The following is a 21,204-nucleotide window of genomic DNA, read 5'->3' as shown; positions in this document are numbered from 1 at the left end:
TGGCCTAGGAGTGGTTCGCGCCCGCGGAAACCCGCGCCGCGTCCTCTGCGCAGGAGCGGGTCCCTCCGCTGTGGGAAGCTCGGCCGCCGGGGCTCTCCTCCCGCGCGATCCCGTCGACGAAGAGCATCAACGCCCGCTCCACGGGTGGTTCCAGTACCACGTCGCCCAGCCGGTGCTGGATCTCCAGGGCGTAGCGGTTCCTGACGGCCAGGCGGGGGTTGCCGACGAGGGCGCCCAGCTGCGGGAGGACCTCGCTCTGCAGGACCCGGTTCAGCGCCTCCGCCGGCTCGTCGGTGAAGAAGTTGACCGGCACGTCGAAGAACCGCGCGATCCGCCCGGCGTGCTTGAGGTTCGGCGAGCTCTGCTTGCGCTGGCTGAGCAGGGTGTTGAGCCACTGCGGGGTCATGCCGATCCCGGCGGCGATCTCCGGCGCCGTGTACGGGCGCTCCCGGACGACGCCCCCGGGTCCTTCTTCCCGGCACAACCGCGTGTCCATCAGGAACTGGATGCGCCGCGCCACTTCCCGGTGGTCGACCTCCGCGGCCTCCAGCTCCTCGCCGTCCAGGAGCCTGCGGATGTCGGCCTCCGGCAGCGAGGTGTGGAAGGACAGTCTCCTCAGGTCGAACAGGCTCTCCCGGTCGAGTCCCGTTCTGCGCAGAAGGGTGTCGATGGTCGTGGCGAGGTCCTGGTAACCGTCGCTCATTGACCCTCCAATCAGGACACGAAGGGAGGACAAGGACATGGGCCGGAGCGGGCCTCTGACCTGCCGATCACTAGACCACGGAAACGGTAGCCGAGGCAACGAAACGATCGTTTCCCGGGCATCGGGCGTCGGGCAGCGACGGCCCCAAGCCGCGGAGCCCCGGGCCCGCCTACGTACCCGGTTCGGCAGCGGCCGCCCCGGCCGCCCGCAGCGGCGGCCGGTCCAGTACCTCCTGTTCCCTCGGCCTCAGCTGGGGCCCGTCGAGCAGCGGCATACGAGCCCCCAGCGCGGCGGCCAGGAGGACATCGGGGAGCCCCAGGACGTGGGCCGGTCTGCGCATCGTCATGACGTCGGTGAGTCTCCTGACGACCAGGGCGTTGCCGATGGCCGTCTGGTTGAGGCGGTGGATGTACCGGGCTCCCAGACGGTCCGCCAGCGACGGCTTCCTGCCCACGGCGCCGGGAAAGAACCGGTCCTGCCCGACCGCCAGCATCCAGGCCGCCGCGGCCGGCCGGGCGATCGCGCGCTGGGCCTTCGACGCGAAGTGCGGCGCGAGCACCGGCGTACGCCGCGTCAGCTCCCGCAGGGCGACCGCGCCGCGAGCCGCCGCGGACATGCCGTGCCCGTAGACGGGGTTGAGGCTGGTGGCCGCGTCCCCCAGGACGATGAAACCCTCGGGCAGGGCCGCCTGCTCGAAATGGCGCCTCCTGTTCGCGGTACGGGTGAACGCGGAAACCTCGCTCACCGGCTCGGCCCGCGAAAGCAGCTCGGCCACCAGCGGATGGCGGACGCGACGGGCGAACTCCTCGAACAGGTCCTCACCGGCCGAGGGCTCGCCCCCGCGGGTACCCGAGAGACTGACGTGCCACTGGCCGTTCTCGATGGAGATGATCGTGGCGAAGAGCCCGGGCCGGTCCTGGCGCGGATCGGCGGGGATGTGGATCACCGGCCAGTCGGTCTCGGCCCCCTCCGGCGCCCGGTACCTGCGGCTCGCGTAGCGGACCCCCGCGTCGACGACGGTCTCCCGCACCTCGGGCCCGCCGATCTCCCGCAGCCACTGGATGCTCCTGGAACCGCGCCCCGTCGCATCCACGACGAGGTCCGCCGCGAGCACCTCATGCTCCCCCTGCGGGTCCCGGACGACCACGCCCCGCACCCGGGCCGCGTCCCCTTCCAGACCGCAGACCTTCGCGCCGGTCCGCACCCGCACGTTCGCAAGTTCCAGGACGCGCCTGCGCACGGCCCAGTCGATGAGGTTCCGGCTGGCCCCGATCAGGTAGTGGGTGTCGGGCCACGAGCGGCGGTACCAGCCCGCCGGCGAGAAGGACACCATGCCGTTGGGGATCGGAATCCGGTGGGCGCCGGCGGCGAGCCACTCGTCCGTGACCCCCGGAAGCAGTTCCTCCATGGCGTCGGCCCCGCCGGCCCACAGTATGTGGGCGTGGGCGGCCTGAGGCAGCCTCGGCCGCGGCGCGGGTGCCTCGGGAAGCACCGTGTCGTGTTCCAGGACGAGCACTTCGCCCACGTGGGGCGCGAGGGCCGCGGCCGCGAGCGTGCCGGCCAGACCGCCACCGAGGACGACCACGCGGGCGGAGCACGAAGGGAGCGCTGTCATCGAGTGCTGCTTTCTACAACGGCGGACTGGGCGGACTACCGGCACGGGCGGACGGCGGTGAGCCGTCCGACACGAGCGACGTCCGGACGAGGCCTTGGGGACTGTTCGGCGAGACCAAGACCATAAGCGCGGTCCGCGCTCTGCCACGTACCGATCCTGACCGGGCACTTTCCCAGACCACGACGCCGCCCGCCAGAGCCGCGGCCCCGGCCGCATCGGCGTGCGCACGCCAAGCGGCGTTCCCCGCCAGGAGGAACAGGATCGGGCCGGCACGCGTGCGGGCCGCGACCCCGTCAGGTCGCGGCCCGCACTACCGCATGGCTGTTTCCTGGCGCGCCGGCCGGTCAGCCGGCGCCGAAAGCGCCGTGGTTTCGACGTCGTCTCACGGATTCCCGCGTCAGGTCTCCAGGTGCCGTCCCGCGGATGCCCGGTCGCTACCGGCCCTGCCCGCCCCACCCGTCGTGCGATTCCCGGCACCCGCGCCGCCTGCGGACCGCGTCGCCCTCAAGTGGCCCATCTGCGTCCATTCGGCGAACCACCAGGCGCCGGTGATCACGGCCCCCCACACCAACCCGCTGAGCAGAGCCATCCGCCACGAAGCGTGCTCACCCCAACGCTCGACTCCCGTCAGGGCCATCCAACTGACCACAAGTACCACTGCCGTACGCACACGCCGATGCCTGAACATGCGCCCCGCCTACCCCACACCCGTGCGCTAAACGATCGCGGCCCTGATCAGGAGCGGCAAGACAAGCCGCACCCGTCCGCGGGCCCCGGCACTACGCCAACCCGGCAACGGCCGAATCAGTGAACCAGAGCCCCGTCAAGCCCTCCTGACCAGCTGTTCAGCGGCTACCGCGCGGCGGGTGAGCCATAACCCCACAAACCGGTGCAACCTGTGGAAGCACACGTGCTCGCGGAACAAGCCGGATGACGAGGGATGCTGACCATGGCCGATATCGACGTACTCGTGGTGGGCGCGGGCCCGGTGGGCCTGACGGCCGCAGCCGAACTGCGGCGCCACGGAGTGGACTGCCGCATCGTCGATCGGCTGGCCGGCCCGCAACCCTATGCCAAGGCCATCGGCATCCAGCCCCGCACGCTGGAGGTGTGGGACGACATGGGCCTGGCCCGCGGGGCGCTGGAGGCCGCGGTGCCGCACCGGGGCCAACTGGTCTTCATCGACGGCAAGCCGAGCCCCCAGGTCGAGCTGACTCTGCCGCCCGAGGTCCCCTACCCCTTCGCCACACTGCCCCAGTACGCGACCGAGCGGCTGCTCGTGGAACATCTCGCGCGCTTCGGCACGCAGGTGGAGCGGCCGACCGAGCTCCGCTCGGTGGAGGCGCACGCCGACGAGGTCGAAGCCGTCCTCGCACACGCCGACGGCCGGACCGAGCGCCTGACGGCCCGCTACGTCGTGGGCTGCGACGGCGCGCACAGCGTGGTCCGCAAGGCGGCCGGGCTGACCTTCGAAGGCGACGCCTTCCCCGAGCAGTACATGATCGGCGACGTCGAGCTCGACTGGGAACTGCCGGTCGGCTACAGCATGCGGTCCGTGAACATGGACGCGAACGGCTCGATGTCCGACATGCTCATCTGCATTCCGATGCCGGGCGTACGGCGGTACTGGCTGTCGATGCTGCGCCCGGGCGACCACGCCGGAGCCGAAGACGGCCCCGGCGCGCCGGACGGGATGGGGGACGGCCACGGACCGGACCTCCGCCAGATCCAGGCCGTGCTCGACCGCCTGGCACCGGAGCCGACAACCGCCTCCACGCTGCGCTGGTCGTCCGCCTTCCGCGTCAGCCACCGCCTGGTGAACCGCTACCGCAACGGCCGCCTCTTCGTCGCCGGGGACGCCGCGCACATCAACCCGCCGATCGGCGGTCAGGGTCTGAACACCGGCGTGCAGGACGCCTACAACCTTGCCTGGAAGCTGGCCCTGGCCGTCCGCGGCCTGGCCACCGACGACGTGCTGGAGAGCTATCACGCCGAACGCCACCCGATCGCGAAGGAGGTGGTCGACCGCACCGTCCGTCATGCCCGCTCCGAAGGTCATGCCCGCTCCGGTCTCGGCAACAAGGGGGACGACGCCGAGACGACGCTGCGACGCCAGGCCCAACTGCTGGTCGCCTACCCGGACAGCCCGTTGATCCAGCCGAAGGAGGCGGACGGCACGCCCGCGGCCGGTCCCGCCGGCGGCGACCGGGCACCGGACTGCCGCGGCCTGGTGAGTGAAGCCGCCACCTACCCGCGGCGGCTGTTCGACCTGCTGCGCACCCCGCGGCACGTGCTGCTGCTGTTCGCGGGACCGGAGCACTCCACGGGCGAAAGCGCCGCACGGCTCGAAGCCTGCGCCGCCGAGGCGCACCGCGCCGCCCACGGCCTGCTCGACACCTACCTGATCACCGCAGCCGAGGTACCGCAGGACATCGGCCCGGTCACCCTGCACCTGCCGCGCGTGCGCGACACGGAGGGCGAGTTCCGCGACGCGTACGCGCCGCGCGACGGCGAAGCCCTCCTGATCCGCCCCGACGGCTACGTCTCCGGACGCTTCCACCCGGCCGTACCCGAACGCCTGACGGACCACCTGCGCCGCACCTTCGCCTGACGCGAGCCGCCGCGGGCGGAGCACCACCGAGGACCCTGCCCCGTCACCGACGCCGCTTGCCCGGTCCCCGCCCGGCCGCTCGGTCAGCGCAGCCAGGTCCTCCGCCCCGGCGCTGTCACTCCACAGACGCAGGACGACGTCGAACGCGTCCAGGGCCACCGCGCCGGCGAGCCGTGAACCCAGGCCGGTCGCCGAGCCCCCCCCTCGCTGTCAGCCGCAGCCAGGGCGGAGAACATGCCAACGGACCCGGCAAAGGCTTCGGATCGGTGGCGAGGGCGACGCGCTCAAGAGGGCCGGAATCCTCGACCCTGCTACGAGTGGCGCCCGGCCGACCCGGGTGCGGGCGGGTTCAGTACCGAAGAGCCCACCGCTCACGACGCGCGGCGCATCCCGCCGATCCGGTCCTGAAGAGCGCCTCGCAGACGGCGGCCGGGCAAGCTCCACGCAGACACGGGCTACGACTGCGACCGCCTCCGCCGCTGGCTCCGCCCACACGGCATCCCTCGCCGTCGTCGGCTTCTGTTCCGTGCCGTGGGCTGCGTCGTGCCGGTCTGGGCGGCCTGGATCTGACCCATCAGAGTATCAGGGGGTCGGGCGCGAACGCTGAATCGCAACCCGAGTCGTCACATTCACCCGAGTGGCGTAATCGGCCGATCGCCTGGCGGGTGGATCTGCGCCGAATGGGTGAGGATGATCTCATCGTTCGGCGTACGGAGATCTCCCCGCCGACTTCATCCACGTGCGGTCGATCCGGGCGTGCGGAATACGGTACCCCGGCATTTTCGCCCGCATGGGAAACCCTTACCCGTATAAGGGGCGTTCCATGAAACCAATGCCTTTCGCAACCGCAGCCGCGCTCGTGTGCGGCCTTGCCATGATGGGCCCGGTATCGGCAGCCTCCCACCAAGCACGCGCCGCTTCGGCCCCTTCCTCCGTGGAGAAATCTCCCACCTGTCCCTCGCCCAACGCCCCGCCCGGAACGGGCTCACGGATATCCGCCGCCGACGCTGCCGAGATCGTCCGTATGCACAACGACGCGCGCCGGGCAGCCGTCCAGAAGTACAGCCCCGGCTCCTCCGTGGTTTCCGTCGCATGGAACCCCAAGCTCGCCTGTGACGCGCAGGCCTGGGCCGATGACCCTGCATCCAGCCAGGGCGGCGGACTGCACCACAGCAGCCGTGACACCAACGGCAACGAGGGTGAGAACCTCTTCAATGCCTTCCCCGGCCCGGCGCGGCCGCTGATGGCACTGGACCCCTCAGTGAGTTTCAGCTGGACGGCGGAGAAACCAAAATTCGACGCCGACAACAATGCCCCGATCAACAGCAGCGCATCCGCGGGCGCCAATTACCATGCGTGGGGCCATTACTCCCAGATGATATGGATGTCCCCCGCGTCAGCGACCACGGCAGTCGGTTGCGGCGTGAAAGAAGGCGTGCCCGTGGCGGGCAGTACGGGCTGGATTCTGGTGTGCCGGTACGTCGCGGCAGGCAATATAAACGGGCAGCGGGCCGTCGCCCCGGCTGCGGCACCGGCCCCGGGCTGTGACCCGGCCGCTGTCAACCGGGCGCCGACCGCCGGCACAGAAGCCCAGGCGAGGGCTGCCGTGATCTGCCTGATCAACGCGCAACGCACCCAGCGCGGGCTGCCCGCCCTCACCGTCAACCAGCCGCTGACCAACGCGGCCCAGCAGCATGCCGCCGCATCCGTACAGCTGAAGTGGTGGGGGCCGGGCAAGGACTCCCACAGCAACCCCCAGACCGGCTCGACACCGCAGAGCCGCATCCAGGCGGCCGCATACTGCCCGAACCCCCGGTCGTGGGAGTTCAGTGAGATCACCTACACCGGCTGGGCCGGATCGGGAACCCCGCAGGCCGCCGTCAACTGGTGGATGAACAGCCCCGGCCACCGCGCCATCATCCTCAAGCCGTCCCTGCGCGACATCGGCGCGGCGGCCCTGCCCGGAGCGGCAGACCCGGCCGGCGCATCGTCGGCCAACACCGGCACCTACGTCGTGGACTTCGGACGCTGCCAGCAGTGATTCGCCGCGGAAGCCAGACCACCGGCCGCGCCCCGACGTCGCCTTGGTGACCGGGGCGCGCGTCGCCCCGGCCGGCCCCTGCCTCCGCGGCCGCCCGGCGCACTGCAGCCACAGCTCGGGCGGCTCCGGATCCCGGGAAGACGTGGGCGGCCGCCGGGGCCCGATGACAAAGTCACCGTCTACGCCACGTACGCTTCAACAACGCCCGCCACCCCGACGTCCTCGCAGCCCAACGCCGCGAACGCGCCCGCATCCGCAGCGACAAGGGCATCCGCTGAGGCGGCCGCGCACTCGTGAGCCTTGAAAACGGCATCTGAACCTAGCAAGACCGATCCTGCAGCCTAGGAGGATGGTCGGGCACGAACCGCACCATCTTCGTAGCCGGATCTTCCAACGGCTCCGAAAAACGTGCCGGCCAAAGCTCCACCGGCCCGAGGTACTTACCCAACTTCCGCTCCGCCCGCGCCCGCTCAAGCGCCACTGTTTCGGCGCTCCCCCGGCACGTCACAGAGAACACCTCCCCCGTGGCCGGCTCGCAGGTATCCACGACCAGTGCCATGCGCGGATCTTCGGCGATGACCCGCTCCAGCCGGGTATTCGTTCACGTCCATCGCGGCAATGTAGCGGCGCACCTCCGGGCGCGATCTCGACGCGCTTCAGGAGGCGCTAGGTCTCGGCCGAAGCTGCGGCCGGCCGGGGCGGAATGCGATGTGGTCTGTCTATGCGGCCTGCCCTATGCGGTCAGGGGAGGGTGTGCGTTTTAGCCATTCTCGAACAGTTTTTCACAGAATGGGGGGTTCCGTGGTTAGCGTTCGGTTCGCCTCGGGGGGCCTCGCACAGCGTCTCCTCCCTCCGTCATGCCCCCACCTAGGGCAACGAGCAAGGGAAGGGGAAACCGTTGAGTACTCGGCGCAGGAACGCGGCTGGCGTGATGGCAGGTGCTGCGCTCCTCGGGATCGGCGGCATCACGCCGGCGAGCGCTGAAGACGAGTTCGAGTCCCACATCCCCAGGTGGACGGCTCCGACGGAGTCTCGCTGCTGGACGGACAACAACAGCAGCTCGGACCACACCGGCATCTACTTCTCGGGATGCCGCTCCGATGCCGACCGGTACGGCTGCACCTACGCGTCGCTGAGTCCGTGGAACCACCTCAACATCGACCACGTCAAGGTCGGCTGGTCAGTCCGGATGGATGCGCGGGCAACGGTCCTCCTCGGCCCGAACGGAGCCGGCAAGTCCACCCTGATGGCCATCGCCGCCTCCCACCCCCTCCTCCGGGTCGGTCACCTGCAACGGAGGCACCGCAAAGGGCCGCCGCCTGGCCGCCTACCGCAAAAGCGTGGCGTGGATCCCCCAGCAGATCACCCCCATGCCCGGGCTGACCGTACGCGAGCAGGTCGCCTACGCAGGATGGCTCAAGGGCATGCCGAAAGACTTGGCGTGGAAAGCATCCGAGGACGCGCTGCGCCGCGTCGACCTCACCCGCCTCGCAGAGCGTAAAAGCCATCAGGTGTCCGGCGGCCAACTGCGCCCCGCCCCGCTCCGGCCGGAGGGCGAGCACGTTGTAGGTGCGGGTCCATCGCTGCTGGAGGTGGATCAGGTCGTCGGGAAACGGGAGTGGCGCCATCCACTCAGTAAAATATGTGTTCGAATACTTGCGCGACGCGGCCGCGTGACCCGTCTGTGGGCGTGGTGTGACTGAGCGTCACAGTTGGCCAGCCGGGCAAAGTCGTTGGCCGTCAGTCCCTTCGGTCCTCAACCGTCCAGCCGTCCCCCAGCTCGCGACGCAACGCCTCCAGTGCAGTATCGGCCTCATGCTGGAACGATTCCTGCTGGTCACGGGTCCAAGGGGAGGGGCCCGCCGGATGGTCCCAGTCGAGTGAAGACTGGTACAGGTCGGCGAGCCTGGTGAGCTCGTCGCTGATGACCGCAGTGATGGGCAGCTTCTCCGGAGCACAGGGATACCCGTAGGGGCTGTCCAGGTCGGGAGTGCCCGACGGGCCCGGCCACAAAGGGGTGTCGACACCGTTCTCGAAGAAGAACCGCAGGTGATAGGGCATGCCACAGCCTTACACGGCGCCGAGCACACAAGAAGCCAACTGAAACGCTCAATAGCCAACTACGACGCTCAGTCACAGGTGCGGCGAAACGGTTCACTACAGTGCCGTCGCCGAGAGGGGCCCTGCTCCATGAGCACCCCCGCCCCGCGCCCTGTGCCCGTGAGCTGGTCGCGTGCTCAGGCGGGTCGGTGCCGACGATGCCAGACCACCACCCATAGTACGGAGTGGGTGGGAATCCGTTGTGTAAGGCGTGCAGAGAGCAGTTGCGGGAGGGGCAGCTCCGCCCCGCGTGAGGCATCCCCGGTCCGCCGGGCCGTTTCGCGGTGTCGCGGCCTGGCGCCGGCTGTGGGATCTGTGTGAAGGAGGGCCGTCGGGGTGACGTTGCGGCCGCCGGTGGAGCCGATGCTGGCGCAGGCTGTGGAGTCGGTGCCGGGCCTGGGCGTGCTGGGCGAGCTGGCGTTTGAGTAGAAGTTCGACGGCTACGGGGCGCTGCTTTTTACTCCGACCTGCGCCGCCGGCCGGCTGCTGGTGCCGACCCGGCGCGGGACGCTGATTCAGGACCGCTTCCCTGACCTCGTCGCCGCCGTCAAGCAGCTGCCGGACGGCCTGGTCCTCGACGGTGAACTGATTGTCTGGGAGACGGCCGCGGGCCGGCTCTCGTTCGAGAGGTTGCAACGCCGCACCGCCGCCCGCGGCCGCGCCGCGTGCGAGCTTGCCGCGTCCCTGCCGGCGTTCTTCATCGCTTTCGACGTCCTCCAGGACAACGACGGTGTCGAGCTGCTGCCCCATCTGTATCGCCAGCGCCGCCAGCGCCGCCTGCGGCTGGAAGCTCTCTTCGCGTCCCACCGGCTCAAGGCTCCGTGGACGTTGTGCTCGATGACCACGGATCTGATCACAGCGCAGAAGTGGCTGGAATCCTGGACCGACGCCCCCGGCCTCGAAGGCATCGTCGTCAAAGCCATGAACCAGCCCTACCGGCCAGGCTACAGAGGCTGGTACAAATTGAGGCGGCGGGACACCACCGAGGCGATCACTGGTACCCTCACCCGCCCCCACATCCTCCTCCTGGGCCGCCACGACACCCACGACCGGCTACGCCCTATCGGACGCATGACCCCCCTGCGCCCGGAAGCGGGCCGCCTCGTCGCCACAAGCATCACCGAGACCGACGAGGACCACCCCTGGGCAGGCATGCAGTTCGCTACGACGTGCGGCAGCCGCGACGTCCTGGACGTGACCCTGGTCCGCCCCGAGCTGGTCGCCGAGATCAGCGGCGACGCGTCCGTCGACCACGGGGGTGCCTTGTCGGCATCTGATGATGCAGGTGGGTGGTGAGTTACCGGTGGGCGAGGGGTGGGGTTGGTGGATGAAGCGGTGGGTTACCGGTGGGTGGGGGCCGATGAGTGGTGAGCGGGTCGGCAAGTCACCGAGTTGGGGCGCCGGCACCTGCGTGCATGTCGGGTCCGCGCCGTGCCGGAGTCAGGCCTACTCGCCGGCTCGTCTGGCGGGCGCGGTACCGGCACGGGGGGAGGAGCCGCAGGCCGCCGTAGGCGGGATCAGAGGATCTCGCTGTCGTAGAAACAGAGGTGGTCCTTGATCGCGGCGACGTCCGGCTTGGGGTCCGCGTACGCCCAGACGAGGTCGGTGGCCCCGGGTACGGACCAGTAGCCGGCCTCCCCCTTGAACGGGCAGTGGGTAGTGGTGTCGGAGGGGGTCAGCAGGTCGGTGCGTACGTCCTCGGGCGGCAGGTAGTACCGCGGGGGGCAACCCGTCTCACGCAGCACCAGGGGGCGCCGGCTTTCGGCCAGGACTTGTCCGTCCTTCACGACGCGAACGTGCTCGGTGCCCTCTTCGATGGTGATGTCGTGTCCACGTGTCATACGCTCCTCAGCGCATCCGGCCGGGGATATCTTCCCGCGATCCCTGCCGGGCGTCGCGGAACATTCGTACGGGGGACAGACCGGGGGGTCGCCCGGGATCTCGCCAGCCCGACGGATCCCGGACCCCTCGACCGGGTGACGAACACGCCGCACAATTCTCCGCGGACCCCTACGCAAACCCGCTCGCTACCGCGTTCAGCCCGACCACGAAGGCACAGCCATACGCCGCGAGCGCCGCGCCCACTGCCCTGGCGACTCCCCGGGCCTTCGGAGACATGATCCAGCCCCCCGGCGGCTGCGCGGAGCCGCTCGGCCATCGTCACCTGCTTCGCCGGCCGGGCCCTGCACCCCAAGCGCGGCGAGGGCCTCGTAGAAGGAGAGACGGCCTGCTGCTCCCCGACGACCGGCGCCCAACCGTTCGAAGCCGCCACCATCACCGCTCACGCGGCGCAGCGGGGCGGGGCGGGACGCGTCGGGAAGGTAGGCCTAGATGCGCGAGTTGCGCACCGACTGCCACACCGCGCCGGCCAGTGCCCGCGTCGCCCGCGGGACCGACAGATGCTCGTGCTCGCGGTACAGAGCCCAGTTGTACTGCACGAGCGAGAGCTTGTTGGAGGACAGCGATCCCGCCTGATGAGCCCTGTACACCGCAAGAGGCTCAGCCAGGCCCCGGGCGTCAGCGCCCTCCCGCATGATCGACAGCCAGAGGGCGTAGTCCTGGCGCTTGCGCATCTCCGGCATCAGCCGCGTGCCCAGGACCTTGCGGTCGTACATCGCCGTGAGAGCACCGATGTGGTCCTGGACCAGCATTGCGCGGTAGTCCACGTGCTCCCGCGCACCAACCACGCGCCCGTTCGGGACCCAGCCGGTGCTTTCGCCCTGGTAGTCGGCGTCCATCTTGAAATACGAAGTGAACGTCAAAGGCACATCGCCTTCCGCGGCGAAGGCGAGCTGCTTCCCGGTCTTCTCCGGCAGCCACATGTCATCACTGTCGAGAAAGGCAATGTAGTCCCCGCGAGCCCGCTCGATCGCGAGATTGCGGGCCCGGCCGGCACCGCCCTGTTCAGGTGCCCGCTCCGGCAGGACGCGCTCGTCCTGCCGGGCGAAATCGAGGAGCAGGTCCATCGAACCGTCGCAGGACTGGTCGTCGGTGACCAGCAGCTCCAGGTCGCTGTGGGTCTGGGTGAGGACCGATCGGACGGCCGCACTGAGGGTCGCCGCCGAGTTGTACACGGGCATCACGACAGACACCAGAGGCACAGCACTTCTCCTTGCCCAGACCAGGAACGACCCCCCATTCAAGCAGCGCAACCTGGTAGGAGCTGCCACGCAGATCCTTGTCTGGTCAGGGCTACGTAGGGCTCCGCCTGGCCGTGCGCGTCGCGGACGGACGGCCCCGACGCAGCCAGGAGCGTCTCAGTCTCGCCAGGGCGAGCTGGTGTGCGGTATCTCCAAGCGATCGCTTCAAGAGAGCGGTGGTGGTCGGCCCATCGCCGCCCGCGGACCGGATCCGCCGGCATCAGCGGCTCGTTCCGGTCCCACACCGCATCGGCGGTCACTTCGCTGACAGAGATATCCGATCAACGGACCAGCGCATCGAAGAGGCACGCGTAAGCCGGGAGACCCCAGCCCGCCGCTCCCGGGGGCAGTCGGGCACTGGTCAGATGGTGACCGGGCCGTGGGCGGTGGCGAACTCAACCGAGACCAAACCCGGCTCCTCGTCCTCGACCCAGGTGACGTCGATCTGGTCGAGGGGGTGGTCGGCCGGTTCGCCGAGGAATTCGGCGATGGAGGCGGCGTCGCCGGCGATGGAGAGCCCGTGGATGGTGGTCGAGGTGCGGGGGTCGGCGCTCGGGCGTTCCTCGCTGGGAACCAGCCACTGAAGGAAATAGGGGAGTTGCGGGTCCTCCAGCAGTTCGAGCAGGCCGATCTGCTTCCACCTCAGGTCGAACCCGTCAGGGCGGACTCGGTGGCCCTCGGCCGAGGTGCGGCCAAGGCGTGCCTCGACTGGAGCGATGTCGTCCACGGAGACCACCCAACCGAGCCAGCCGCCGCCCTCGGCGGCGCGGCGCGCGACCGCCTGGCCGAAGGGTGCGCGGTCGGCGGCGGGGTGCTCGAGTGTGGTGACGACCTCGACGTAGGTGCCGCCGCTCAGCGGGAGAATGAAATTGCGGGTGCCGAACCGCGGGTGCACGCCCCCGTCGACGAATCCGGCGCCGAGGGCTGATCCGATCCACTGGACAGTCGAGACGAAGCTGTCGCGGGCCACCGCATAGGACACGTGATCAAGTCGCACTGCGCCAGCATCACCCGACAACCCGCACAAATCCCGACGCCACGCCCGCCGCCCCGGGCCACTTCCGCCGTGGATCGAGCCGTGGAGGTCGGCGGGATTGAACCTGACCATCGGCACACTGCGCCGGTTCAGTTCGGTATGACCATGTCCCAGGTGACGTCGCCAGCCTCGGTGGCCACCAGGACGTGCCACCTCGATCGCACCCATCAATCCTTCTGGCTGTCCTGGTCCCTGCCCTGGTCACCGGCCCCCTGACCCCCGTCAGGACTGGGGGCCAGGGCTCCGGCGGCGCCCGGCGGCGCCCGGCCTCGACCACCCGGCCGTGCCGGTCGCGGGCGGACACCGGAGTTGGGTACCGGGGGCGATCATGACGGAGGACGTGTGGGAGCTGCACGGTGGACGTGTAGTCCCGGCTCGTCTCGGGGCCAGGAACTACTGTCGCGATACGCCTTCGCTGGTCAGGCGTGTTTGTCCGATGGCTGCCGGGCAGGCTGGACCGACCAGCTTGGCGGCTCGTCGTTGTCCGAGTCCTCGTCGCGCTCAGCGTCGGCGGATGTCGCATGGATCTTGCCCGAGGCGTGGTGGACCGGTGCGTATACGGCGTAGAGCTGCAGGGTCTCGTCACCGATGTTGGTCACGTTGTGCCACGTGCCGGCGGGTACGAAGATCGCCCAGCCGTCCTCGACCTCCTGGTCGAAGTCGAGTCGATCCTTCGTACGGCCCATCTGGACGCGGCCCCGGCCCGCGTCCAGTCGTAGGAATTGGTCAGTTTCCGGGTGGGCCTCCAAGCCGATGTCCTCACCCACCGGGATCGACATGAGGGTCAACTGGAGGTACTTCCCGGACCAGGCGACCGCGCGATAGTTCGTGTTCTTGAGCGTCGCCTTTTCGAGGTCGAAGCTTTGAGGTTCCGGCCCGATGTCCTTGATGGTCATGTTTCTCTCCTGGTCAACGAAGGCGGTACGCGTTCGCGTTCTTGCGCCGGCCCACCTCAGCGTTCTCAGCGCCCTGGGCTCTCCTGGCCACCAGCATGTGAGCCGCTGCCGCACAAGCGGCCGCGACTCTTTGCCACATTCCTCCGTGCGTCCGATCGTGTGGCCGACCGGGTTCGTGCAGTCGATGACAGCCTTGCCCGCCACGTGCCGGCGCGGCACCTCCAGTCCGTGTAGCGCATCACTTCCGCCAGGCAATTCACGGCTTCGGTGATGGTGGCCTTGATTGCGCAATGAGGCCCGCAGGCATCATGGCATCGTGCATGCCAACAGGCTGGGGCTGCACAGGCGCCGCACAGCTGATGCCCGCGGTTCAAGTCACCCGATCGGCCGTCCCATGACGGAGCGAGCCCGGTCCGTCTGCGAGCCGCGGCGACAGCCGCAGACGGAGCCAGTGGTCCCGGTCACGGGGCGGGCTCGTAGACGGCGACGGCGGGTCCCTCCTCGGTGAGCCCGAGGAGGGACTGGCGTTCGTTCTCGCCGGCGAGCCACCAAGCCGCCCCAACGCTTTCGAGGCGTTGCCCGGAGACCTCCTTGTGTATGGCACGTGACAACCGCCTGCGGTGGGTCCATGCTTCTTCGCCGGGTTCCCACACCATCCCGGTTTCTGGCGCGTCCAGCAGGGTCTTGCGCCGCTCCTCGAGTTCCCCGGCGCGCAGGGCCTTGCGCTGCTGGTGGCCCCACCGTCCGAGGGGGAAGTCTTTGGTGACGCCGACCGGCCTCGACGTCTTACGGGACGGCGTAGAGGCCGGTGATGTCGTTCTCCTGCCGCCACCGGATGAGGGCCTGGTAGCCCTCCAGCCAGACCAGGGACTCGGGTCCGTAGACGCGGGTGCGCAGGAACGCGGCGATGGTGGCCGGGTCGCGGGGGCTGGAGAAGTGCAGCAGCGCCGACTCCGCGGCCGCGACGGTGTCGCCCTCCTGACCCTCACTGCCACCCGCGCCGCCGACGCCGAAGATCCGCCCGTCTTCATCGCGGCGCAGGTGGATCTTGCGCTTGTCGTGGGTGAGGGCGCGGGAGGCGAGTTGCTCGACCAGGCGTTCGTCATACGAACGCGGAGTGATGTCGACACCCTCCTTGAGGACCCGCACAGACGCGAGGAACGCACGGTGTGCGCGCCGGTTGTTCGCGTCGATGCCGTTGGCGAACTGCCACAGCACCTTGAGGTGGACGGGGCCCGGGTTGTGGATGAGATCGGGCACTGCGCCAACGCGGCGAGCCTCGGTAGGGAGCGGCGCGGGAAGGCGGGGTGGGAGGGTGTCGGCTAGCCGAGTTGTGCGGCCGCCCAGCGGGCCCACTCGCGGCGCATCGCGTTGAAACGGAGGCCGTACTCCAGGGCGATCCGGCCGTGCACGGACAGTTGGTCCTCGCCCCAGTCGATCGACTGCTCCAGGGTGCGCAGGTCCTCGTACTCCTGGTCGGAAAGTTCCATCAGGCCGGTGAGGTACGCGCTCGCCTGCTCGGTGGGCAGGACGCCGAGGAAGAAGACCCGCAGCAGGATGTCGCTTCGGGTGTTGCGCTGCGGCCTGGTCTGCGTCAGCCAGTGGCGCAGTTCGGCCAGGCCGTCGTCGGTGAGGGTGTACTCCTTGCGGCCGCGCGGGCCCTGCGCCGAGACGCTGATCAGGCCGGCGGCGGCGAGCTTGGCCAGCTCGCCGTACATCTGGCTCTGCGTGGCGGGCCAGACGTTGGCCAGTGAGGTCTCGAAGCGCTTGAGCAAGTCGTAGCCGCTGGCCGGGCGTTCGGAGAGGAGTCCGAGGAGGGCGTGTCGAAGGCTCATACCCCTCACCTTACCTTCCAAGCTTGACATGTCACTCCTGGAACCTCTACTTTCGACATGTCAAAACAGGAATGTCAGCAGCAGCCCGGGGGCCTTCGATGTCGTACGTACGCACCTTCCTGCCGTGGATCGTCTTCGCGGTCGTCCCGTCCGCCCAGTGGCAGTGGGGCGCGCTCGTCGCCCTGGTGGCAGCGGTGGCGGTCATCGTCCAGCAGCGCCGCGAGGGGGCCGGGTTCGACGCGCTGATCATCGAGACGGGCTCGGCGGTCTTCTTCGCGCTCCTGGCGGCCCTCGCCTTCGCCGATCCGGACTCGGGCGCGCACGGCTACTCCGCGGCCCTCTCCTCGGGCGTCCTGGCCCTGGTCGCCGCGGTCTCGCTGCTGATCCGCCGGCCCTTCACCCTGGGCATCGCCAAGCGCACCACCCCGCGCGAGGTCTGGGGGCTGCGCCCCTTCGTCCGGGCCAACACGGTCATCACCGGCGTCTGGACGGCCGCCTTCGCCCTCACCGCGGGAGCCCTCGCGCTCCTCGCCCACGCCGGTCAGGGCCACTCGACGGCGGCCACGGCCGTACAGGCCGCCGGTTTCGTCCTGCCGATGCTCTTCACCTCCCGCTACGTCGCCTCGCTGAAGGCGCGGACGGCCACCGCCCACTGAGCACCGCACCACCACCCCCGGCCGATCCGCGACCTCCGGGCGGCGCTCTCCCGACAGGGCCGAGGACCATCAGGACGCGGACGGCGACGAACGAGCAAGGGCAGCCCAGGCGGCCCCTGGACCCCGCATGGCGAGGTGTCGTACCGTCCCGCGCCCTTTCGACCCGCGCCGTCAGGCGCTACGCGGCCCGCGCGGCTGCCGCAGCAGGAGTCCGGTGAGGGCGATCGCGCCGAGCAGCAGCCCCGTACCCGTCGCGAAGGCCAAGTGGTAGCCGCCGGTGAGGGCTTCGGCCTGGCCGCTGCCGGCAGCGGCCAGGCTCCGGGTCCGGGTGGCGGCCAGGGTGGACAGGACGGCCACGCCGAGCGCCATCCCGAGCTGCTGGGTGGTGTTGAACACCCCCGAGGCGAGCCCCGCGTCCTGCTTCCCGGCCCCTGACATCGCGAGCGCGGTGAGTGCCGGCGTTGCGAGCCCGAACCCCGCGGCGAGGAGCATCACCGGCAGCAGGTCGGTGGCGTACCGGGCGTGGACCGGCAGCCGAGTCAGCAGGCCGAGGGCGAGGACGAGCAGGGCCAGACCGGCCACGAGCATGCGCTGTTCGCCGAACCGGGCACCGAGCCGGGCCGACGCGCCGAGGGAGACCACCCCGATCACCACGGCCGCCGGAAGCATCGCCAGGCCGGTCGCGGCGGCCCCGTACCCGAGCACCTTCTGCAGGTAGAGCGCCACCAGGACCTGGAAGGAGAACAACGCGGCCACCATCAGCATCTGGACCAGATTGGCCCCGACCACGGTCCGCGAGCGCAGGATCCGCATCGGGACCAGCGGGTTGCGCCCCCGGCTTTGGCGCAGGACGAACAGGACGAGCAGGGCCATGGCAACGCCCCCGAGGCCGAGGGTGTGCGCGGACGCCCACCCGTGTTCGGCCACCCCGACCACCGCGTAGATGCCGAGCATCAGCCCTGCGGTGACCAGCAGCGCCCCGAGTACGTCGGCACCGGCACGCACCCCCAGCCCCCGGTCGGCGGGGAGTGTGGGCACGGCGAGCAGCACGGCGGCGAGCCCGATGGGCAGGTTGATGAAGAAGATCCAGTGCCAGTCGAGGCCGTCGGTGAGGATCCCTCCGAGCACCTGGCCCAGCGAGGCGCCGGCCGCGCCGGTGAAGGAGAAGACGGCGATGGCCTTGGCCCGCTCGCGGGCCTCGGTGAACAGGGTGATCAGGATCCCGAGCCCGACCGCGGAGGCCATCGCGCTTCCGACGCCCTGGAGGAACCGGGCGGCTATGAGCTGAGCGGGGGAGCCGGCGAGCCCGGCCAGTACCGACGCGGCCGTGAACACCGCCGTCCCGGCCAGGAACATCCGCTTGCGGCCGATCAGGTCGCCGAGGCGTCCGGCGAGCAGCAGCAGACTGCCGAAGGTGATCAGGTATGCGTTGACGACCCAGCTCAGCCCGGCGGGCGTGAAGCCGAGGTCGTTCTGCATGGCGGGCATTGCCACGGTGACGATGCTGCCGTCGAGGACGGTCATCAACATTCCGGTGGCGAGCACGCCGAGCGCGGTCCACCGCGACCGTACCCCCCGCCCCACGGGCGGCGGCCCCACAGGTGCGGGAACTTCCGCAGCAACAGCAACACGGTTCACAGGTGCCTCCCCAGCGACACGAATCGTCAGCAACACAAAGACCGTAGCAGATAGTTTTGTTGCAGACGATATTCAACGGATCGAATTGCTAGACTCGTCGTATGACCGCGATGGCACCCGCCCCCGACCAGCCCGACCTCTCCTTTCTCCTGGACCACACCAGCCACGCCCTGCGCACCCGCATGGCCGCGGCCCTGGGCGAGATCGGCCTCACCGCCCGCATGCACTGCGTCCTCGTGCACGCGCTGGAGGAAGAGCGGACCCAGATCCAACTGGCCGAGATCGGCGACATGGACAAGACGACGATGGTCGTCACGGTCGACGCCCTGGAGAAGGCGGGCCTGGCCGAGCGGCGGCCCTCCGCCAAGGACCGGCGGGCACGCATCATCGCGGTCACCGAACGAGGTGCCGCCCTCGCCGCCACCAGCCGGCGGATCGTCGACGAGGTCCACACCGAGGCCCTGTCCTCCCTCGCCCCCGCCGATCGCGAAACCCTGCTGCGCATCCTGACCACCCTGGCCGAAGGCCCCCTGGAAACCCCGGCGGAAACCCCCCACCCCACCCGCCGCGCCCGCCAATGACCCCTAACGTGCGATGTGCCGGCCTGTGTCAGCGGGCGATAGCCAGTGACGGCCCATCAGTCGGGTGCGTTCGTGCCGGTCGCATGACTAGGGGGTCCATCCGGCACTGACGTGGAAGCGGCGTTCGGGGTGGTTTTCGCTGTCATGCGGGTACACCACCTCGGTCTCCACTGTCACGGAAACGGTGCCTATCCATGTCCGGGCCCCGGCCGTGAGGCTTGGCCCTGGTAGCGGTCAGGATCCGGCGAATGGATCGTGCTGCGGCGGTGGGCCGGCTGTTGGAGCTCCGGGAGAACAGACGCTTGTCCACGGAGCATGCGCGACTGGCTGCGGGGGCGTTGGGTGTGTCGGACCGCCCCACCGCCCGCGCGGTCCGCCTGGCCGACGGGTCGTGAACCACGGCCCACGCCTTGCCCAGCAACCCGCTCGTACGGTGCGCCTCGTCGACCACGATCAGGTCCTACGCGTCCATCGGGAGGCCGTATGTGCCTTCGTGAGCCTCGATCAGCACCGGAAGGGAGGCGTACGTCGCGTACACGGTGACGGAGCCCCTGCCGTGCCACAGGGCCAGCCGAGGTGCGCTGGTGGTTGTCCGCGCACCCAGGCTGTACATGCGCGGGTCATCCTCCAAAGAGCACACCGCAGCAACCGGACCGGAATGCCCCAACGCCTTCCACTCGGCGATCGTCTGTGCCAGGAGGTCGAGGGTGGGCAGCAGGGCCGTGCGGAACCATCCGGTGCGCCGCAGCTGCGGCGATGAACGTTTTCCAGGTACCGCACGCAGCAACGATCGTTCCACGCAGCCCGGCCGCCGGAATACGTTTCCCCGGCGGGATATCGAGCCCTGCCGTAATCGCGTCGACCGCCTCAACCTGATGAGGGCGCAGTTCGATATGTCGCCGGTCAGTGAATCTGAACAGTCGTCATGCTGGGGACCTGGGGTTGTGCAGTTTGACTGCGGGGCTGGCGGCTGTGTTGGCTCACTGGATCTACGCAGTTCCAGGGTACGGCCAGCTGTCTGACCTGCGGATTTTTGAGCATGGGACCTGGTGGCGCAGGTTGGTTGGGTACTGCACAGTTTCACCGATCGGCGACAGTGGTGGGGAGTTGTTCGGGATGCTACCCAGTGCATCATGGGCTTGGTTCCAGAGTTCATCCCTGCTTCAGAATGAAGCAGGCCGCTCCGGGTGGGGGGAGTTGGCCGAGGCCTCGGCGGCGATAGGGACGGTCCCGCGGCCAGGGGCTGGATCAAGCCCAGCCAGCTCCTTTCCTCCGTTTGGAGCGGGGTCCGCTTTATGGTGGGCGACCAGAGGGAGAGGGTTGTATGGAGTTTGTGGCAGGGATCTATGGCATGAGGGCAGCCGATGCGGGGCCGTTGCTGAGCGTATGGGTTGACTCCGGGGTGCGGGTTTTCGAGGTGGAAACCGGTGAGGCGATGGAGAAGACCGCGATCATCCAGGCCTTCACCGGTGTGGTGCCAACGGATCCGCCGGCGTCAGGGCGGAGCTGGGACGGATTCTCCGATTCCCTTTGGGAGGGCCTGCATCAATTGGAGGAGACGCGTGTGGCAATCGTCTTGCGTGGGGAGTGCTGGGTGAACCAGTCTCACGGGGACGTTCAGACCGCGCTTGATGTCCTTCAGGATGTTGTGATGCTACTGAAGGACGAGAAGGCGGCCGTTGGCCGGCCGACGAGCGTCTGTGTTCTGCTCCTTGGCGGTGGCTGAACCGGGTAGTCTCTGACCAGGCACGCACAGTCTGGCGGGGCTTGCTCGGCCCGTGATCGGCTCCCCTGAGGGCCTGAGCCCTCCACCGGAGGCGTAGCGTTGTGGCCGTGGTTTATCTCTTTGGACGCGTGCCTGACTGGATGACAGGCTGCTGCGACCTGTGGTGGTGACATGCCCAGGTCTTACCGGTGGTCGTGTCTGTCTGGCTCCTCCGTTGGAGCGGGGTCCGCTTTATGGTGGGCGACCACCGGGCTCCCTTTGCTGGCGGCAGCAGGCTGGTTCTGGAGGCGAAGCCGGAAGGGCCCCGGGGTGGGGGAGCGGAGCGGACCTGCCCAACGGGCCGGAGGCCCGGGTGGTCGTGCCCCGTGAAACGGGGTCACCCAGGCCTGCGAAGCAGGCCGTTCGGGGTGGAGCGAAGCGGAACCCCGAACTAGTCCGGAGCGAAGCGCAGGACACCGGCCCGAAGGGCCTGCTCTGGCTCGGCGAAGCCGAGCCCCGTCGAGCGCAGCGAGGCGGTTCACTGCCCCGAAGCGAAGCGGAGGGGCAAAGCGCCGAAGGCGCCTTGGCCGAGCGTAGCGAGGCCGGTCTCTCCTGAGCGCGCAGCGCTCAGGTACCCGCTCCGCGGG

17 protein-coding genes and 5 pseudogenes are annotated in these 21,204 nt (G+C 69.5%); 9 read left to right on the top strand and 13 right to left on the bottom strand.

Annotation, left to right across the window (positions count from 1 at the left end; all coding sequences use genetic code 11):
• Positions 1 to 4: 4 nt before the first annotated feature.
• Together ACIA6C_RS32380 and ACIA6C_RS32375 are read right to left on the bottom strand one after the other, a co-directional pair.
• Complete coding sequence (locus tag ACIA6C_RS32380; protein ID WP_361138066.1) at positions 5 to 703, bottom strand: hypothetical protein; 699 nt, start codon at positions 701 to 703, stop codon at positions 5 to 7.
• Between the two features lie 169 nt (positions 704 to 872).
• Complete coding sequence (locus tag ACIA6C_RS32375) at positions 873 to 2,318, bottom strand: FAD-dependent monooxygenase (RefSeq protein ID WP_399281261.1); 1,446 nt, start codon at positions 2,316 to 2,318, stop codon at positions 873 to 875.
• A gap of 949 nt (positions 2,319 to 3,267) precedes the next feature.
• Between ACIA6C_RS32375 and ACIA6C_RS32370 the strand changes: the two genes are divergently transcribed.
• From ACIA6C_RS32370 to ACIA6C_RS32350, 5 genes and pseudogenes are all read left to right on the top strand, one after another.
• Positions 3,268 to 4,929 (top strand): FAD-dependent monooxygenase, encoded by a 1,662-nt coding sequence (locus ACIA6C_RS32370; protein ID WP_399281260.1) that lies wholly within the window; start codon positions 3,268 to 3,270, stop codon positions 4,927 to 4,929.
• A gap of 381 nt (positions 4,930 to 5,310) precedes the next feature.
• Positions 5,311 to 5,439: pseudogene (locus ACIA6C_RS32365) on the top strand (IS5/IS1182 family transposase); the annotation flags it as partial.
• Positions 5,440 to 5,863: 424 nt separating this feature from the next.
• Complete coding sequence (locus tag ACIA6C_RS32360; protein ID WP_399281259.1) at positions 5,864 to 6,970, top strand: CAP domain-containing protein; 1,107 nt, start codon at positions 5,864 to 5,866, stop codon at positions 6,968 to 6,970.
• 191 nt (positions 6,971 to 7,161) lie between these two features.
• Positions 7,162 to 7,248 (top strand): annotated as a pseudogene (locus ACIA6C_RS32355) (IS630 family transposase); the annotation flags it as partial.
• Between the two features lie 1,041 nt (positions 7,249 to 8,289).
• Positions 8,290 to 8,673: a hypothetical protein gene (locus ACIA6C_RS32350; protein WP_399281302.1), complete on the top strand. Its 384-nt coding sequence runs from the start codon at positions 8,290 to 8,292 to the stop codon at positions 8,671 to 8,673.
• A 37-nt stretch (positions 8,674 to 8,710) separates the two neighbouring features.
• On the opposite strand, the gene ACIA6C_RS32345 is transcribed toward ACIA6C_RS32350, so the two are convergent.
• Positions 8,711 to 9,031 carry a hypothetical protein gene (locus ACIA6C_RS32345; protein WP_399281258.1) on the bottom strand — a complete coding sequence of 107 codons (321 nt, stop codon included), beginning with the start codon at positions 9,029 to 9,031 and terminating at the stop codon, positions 8,711 to 8,713.
• Positions 9,032 to 9,559: 528 nt separating this feature from the next.
• Between ACIA6C_RS32345 and ACIA6C_RS32340 the strand changes: the two genes are divergently transcribed.
• Complete coding sequence (locus ACIA6C_RS32340) at positions 9,560 to 10,366, top strand: ATP-dependent DNA ligase (RefSeq protein WP_399281257.1); 807 nt, start codon at positions 9,560 to 9,562, stop codon at positions 10,364 to 10,366.
• A 221-nt stretch (positions 10,367 to 10,587) separates the two neighbouring features.
• On the opposite strand, the gene ACIA6C_RS32335 is transcribed toward ACIA6C_RS32340, so the two are convergent.
• From ACIA6C_RS32335 to ACIA6C_RS32305, 7 genes and pseudogenes are all read right to left on the bottom strand, one after another.
• Entirely contained in the window at positions 10,588 to 10,911 is a 324-nt protein-coding gene (locus tag ACIA6C_RS32335; protein WP_399281256.1) for a DUF427 domain-containing protein, read from the bottom strand.
• Positions 10,912 to 11,397: 486 nt separating this feature from the next.
• Positions 11,398 to 12,171 (bottom strand): glycosyltransferase family 2 protein, encoded by a 774-nt coding sequence (locus ACIA6C_RS32330; RefSeq protein WP_399281255.1) that lies wholly within the window; start codon positions 12,169 to 12,171, stop codon positions 11,398 to 11,400.
• A 159-nt stretch (positions 12,172 to 12,330) separates the two neighbouring features.
• Positions 12,331 to 12,485 (bottom strand): annotated as a pseudogene (locus ACIA6C_RS32325) (transposase); the annotation flags it as partial.
• Positions 12,486 to 12,571: 86 nt separating this feature from the next.
• A complete protein-coding gene (locus ACIA6C_RS32320) occupies positions 12,572 to 13,207 on the bottom strand; it encodes a VOC family protein (protein ID WP_399281254.1) in 636 nt (211 codons plus the stop codon).
• Between the two features lie 458 nt (positions 13,208 to 13,665).
• Positions 13,666 to 14,142 (bottom strand): cupin domain-containing protein, encoded by a 477-nt coding sequence (locus tag ACIA6C_RS32315; protein ID WP_399281253.1) that lies wholly within the window; start codon positions 14,140 to 14,142, stop codon positions 13,666 to 13,668.
• 509 nt (positions 14,143 to 14,651) lie between these two features.
• Positions 14,652 to 15,363: pseudogene (locus ACIA6C_RS32310) on the bottom strand (helicase associated domain-containing protein); the annotation flags it as partial.
• Between the two features lie 101 nt (positions 15,364 to 15,464).
• Positions 15,465 to 15,977 carry a PadR family transcriptional regulator gene (locus ACIA6C_RS32305; RefSeq protein WP_399281252.1) on the bottom strand — a complete coding sequence of 171 codons (513 nt, stop codon included), beginning with the start codon at positions 15,975 to 15,977 and terminating at the stop codon, positions 15,465 to 15,467.
• 98 nt (positions 15,978 to 16,075) lie between these two features.
• Between ACIA6C_RS32305 and ACIA6C_RS32300 the strand changes: the two genes are divergently transcribed.
• Positions 16,076 to 16,633 carry a hypothetical protein gene (locus ACIA6C_RS32300; RefSeq protein ID WP_399281251.1) on the top strand — a complete coding sequence of 186 codons (558 nt, stop codon included), beginning with the start codon at positions 16,076 to 16,078 and terminating at the stop codon, positions 16,631 to 16,633.
• 171 nt (positions 16,634 to 16,804) lie between these two features.
• Here the strand turns inward: ACIA6C_RS32300 and ACIA6C_RS32295 are convergent, their stop codons facing one another.
• On the bottom strand, positions 16,805 to 18,217 hold the full coding sequence (locus ACIA6C_RS32295; protein WP_399281250.1) for an MFS transporter: 1,413 nt from the start codon (positions 18,215 to 18,217) through the stop codon (positions 16,805 to 16,807).
• Positions 18,218 to 18,372: 155 nt separating this feature from the next.
• Here ACIA6C_RS32295 and ACIA6C_RS32290 point away from each other — a divergent pair, with 155 nt between their 5' ends.
• Complete coding sequence (locus ACIA6C_RS32290) at positions 18,373 to 18,852, top strand: MarR family winged helix-turn-helix transcriptional regulator (protein WP_399281248.1); 480 nt, start codon at positions 18,373 to 18,375, stop codon at positions 18,850 to 18,852.
• A gap of 460 nt (positions 18,853 to 19,312) precedes the next feature.
• On the opposite strand, the gene ACIA6C_RS32285 is transcribed toward ACIA6C_RS32290, so the two are convergent.
• Both ACIA6C_RS32285 and ACIA6C_RS32280 read right to left on the bottom strand, forming a co-directional pair.
• The gene (locus tag ACIA6C_RS32285) at positions 19,313 to 19,639 is read right to left on the bottom strand and encodes a hypothetical protein (RefSeq protein WP_399281247.1); all 327 of its coding nucleotides are present in this window, start codon (positions 19,637 to 19,639) and stop codon (positions 19,313 to 19,315) included.
• Positions 19,638 to 19,688 (bottom strand): annotated as a pseudogene (locus ACIA6C_RS32280) (hypothetical protein); the annotation flags it as partial. The gene ACIA6C_RS32285 and the pseudogene ACIA6C_RS32280, both read right to left, overlap by 2 nt.
• A 488-nt stretch (positions 19,689 to 20,176) precedes the next feature.
• Here ACIA6C_RS32280 and ACIA6C_RS32275 point away from each other — a divergent pair.
• Positions 20,177 to 20,578, top strand: coding sequence for a hypothetical protein (locus tag ACIA6C_RS32275; protein WP_399281246.1), 402 nt, complete (start codon positions 20,177 to 20,179; stop codon positions 20,576 to 20,578).
• Positions 20,579 to 21,204 lie beyond the last annotated feature (626 nt).

The organism is Streptomyces sp. NPDC051578, assembly GCF_044454045.1.
Lineage (GTDB): Bacteria > Actinomycetota > Actinomycetes > Streptomycetales > Streptomycetaceae > Streptomyces.
Note: the sequence above shows the minus strand (reverse complement) of the source record. Positions and strands in the feature narration are given on the sequence as shown.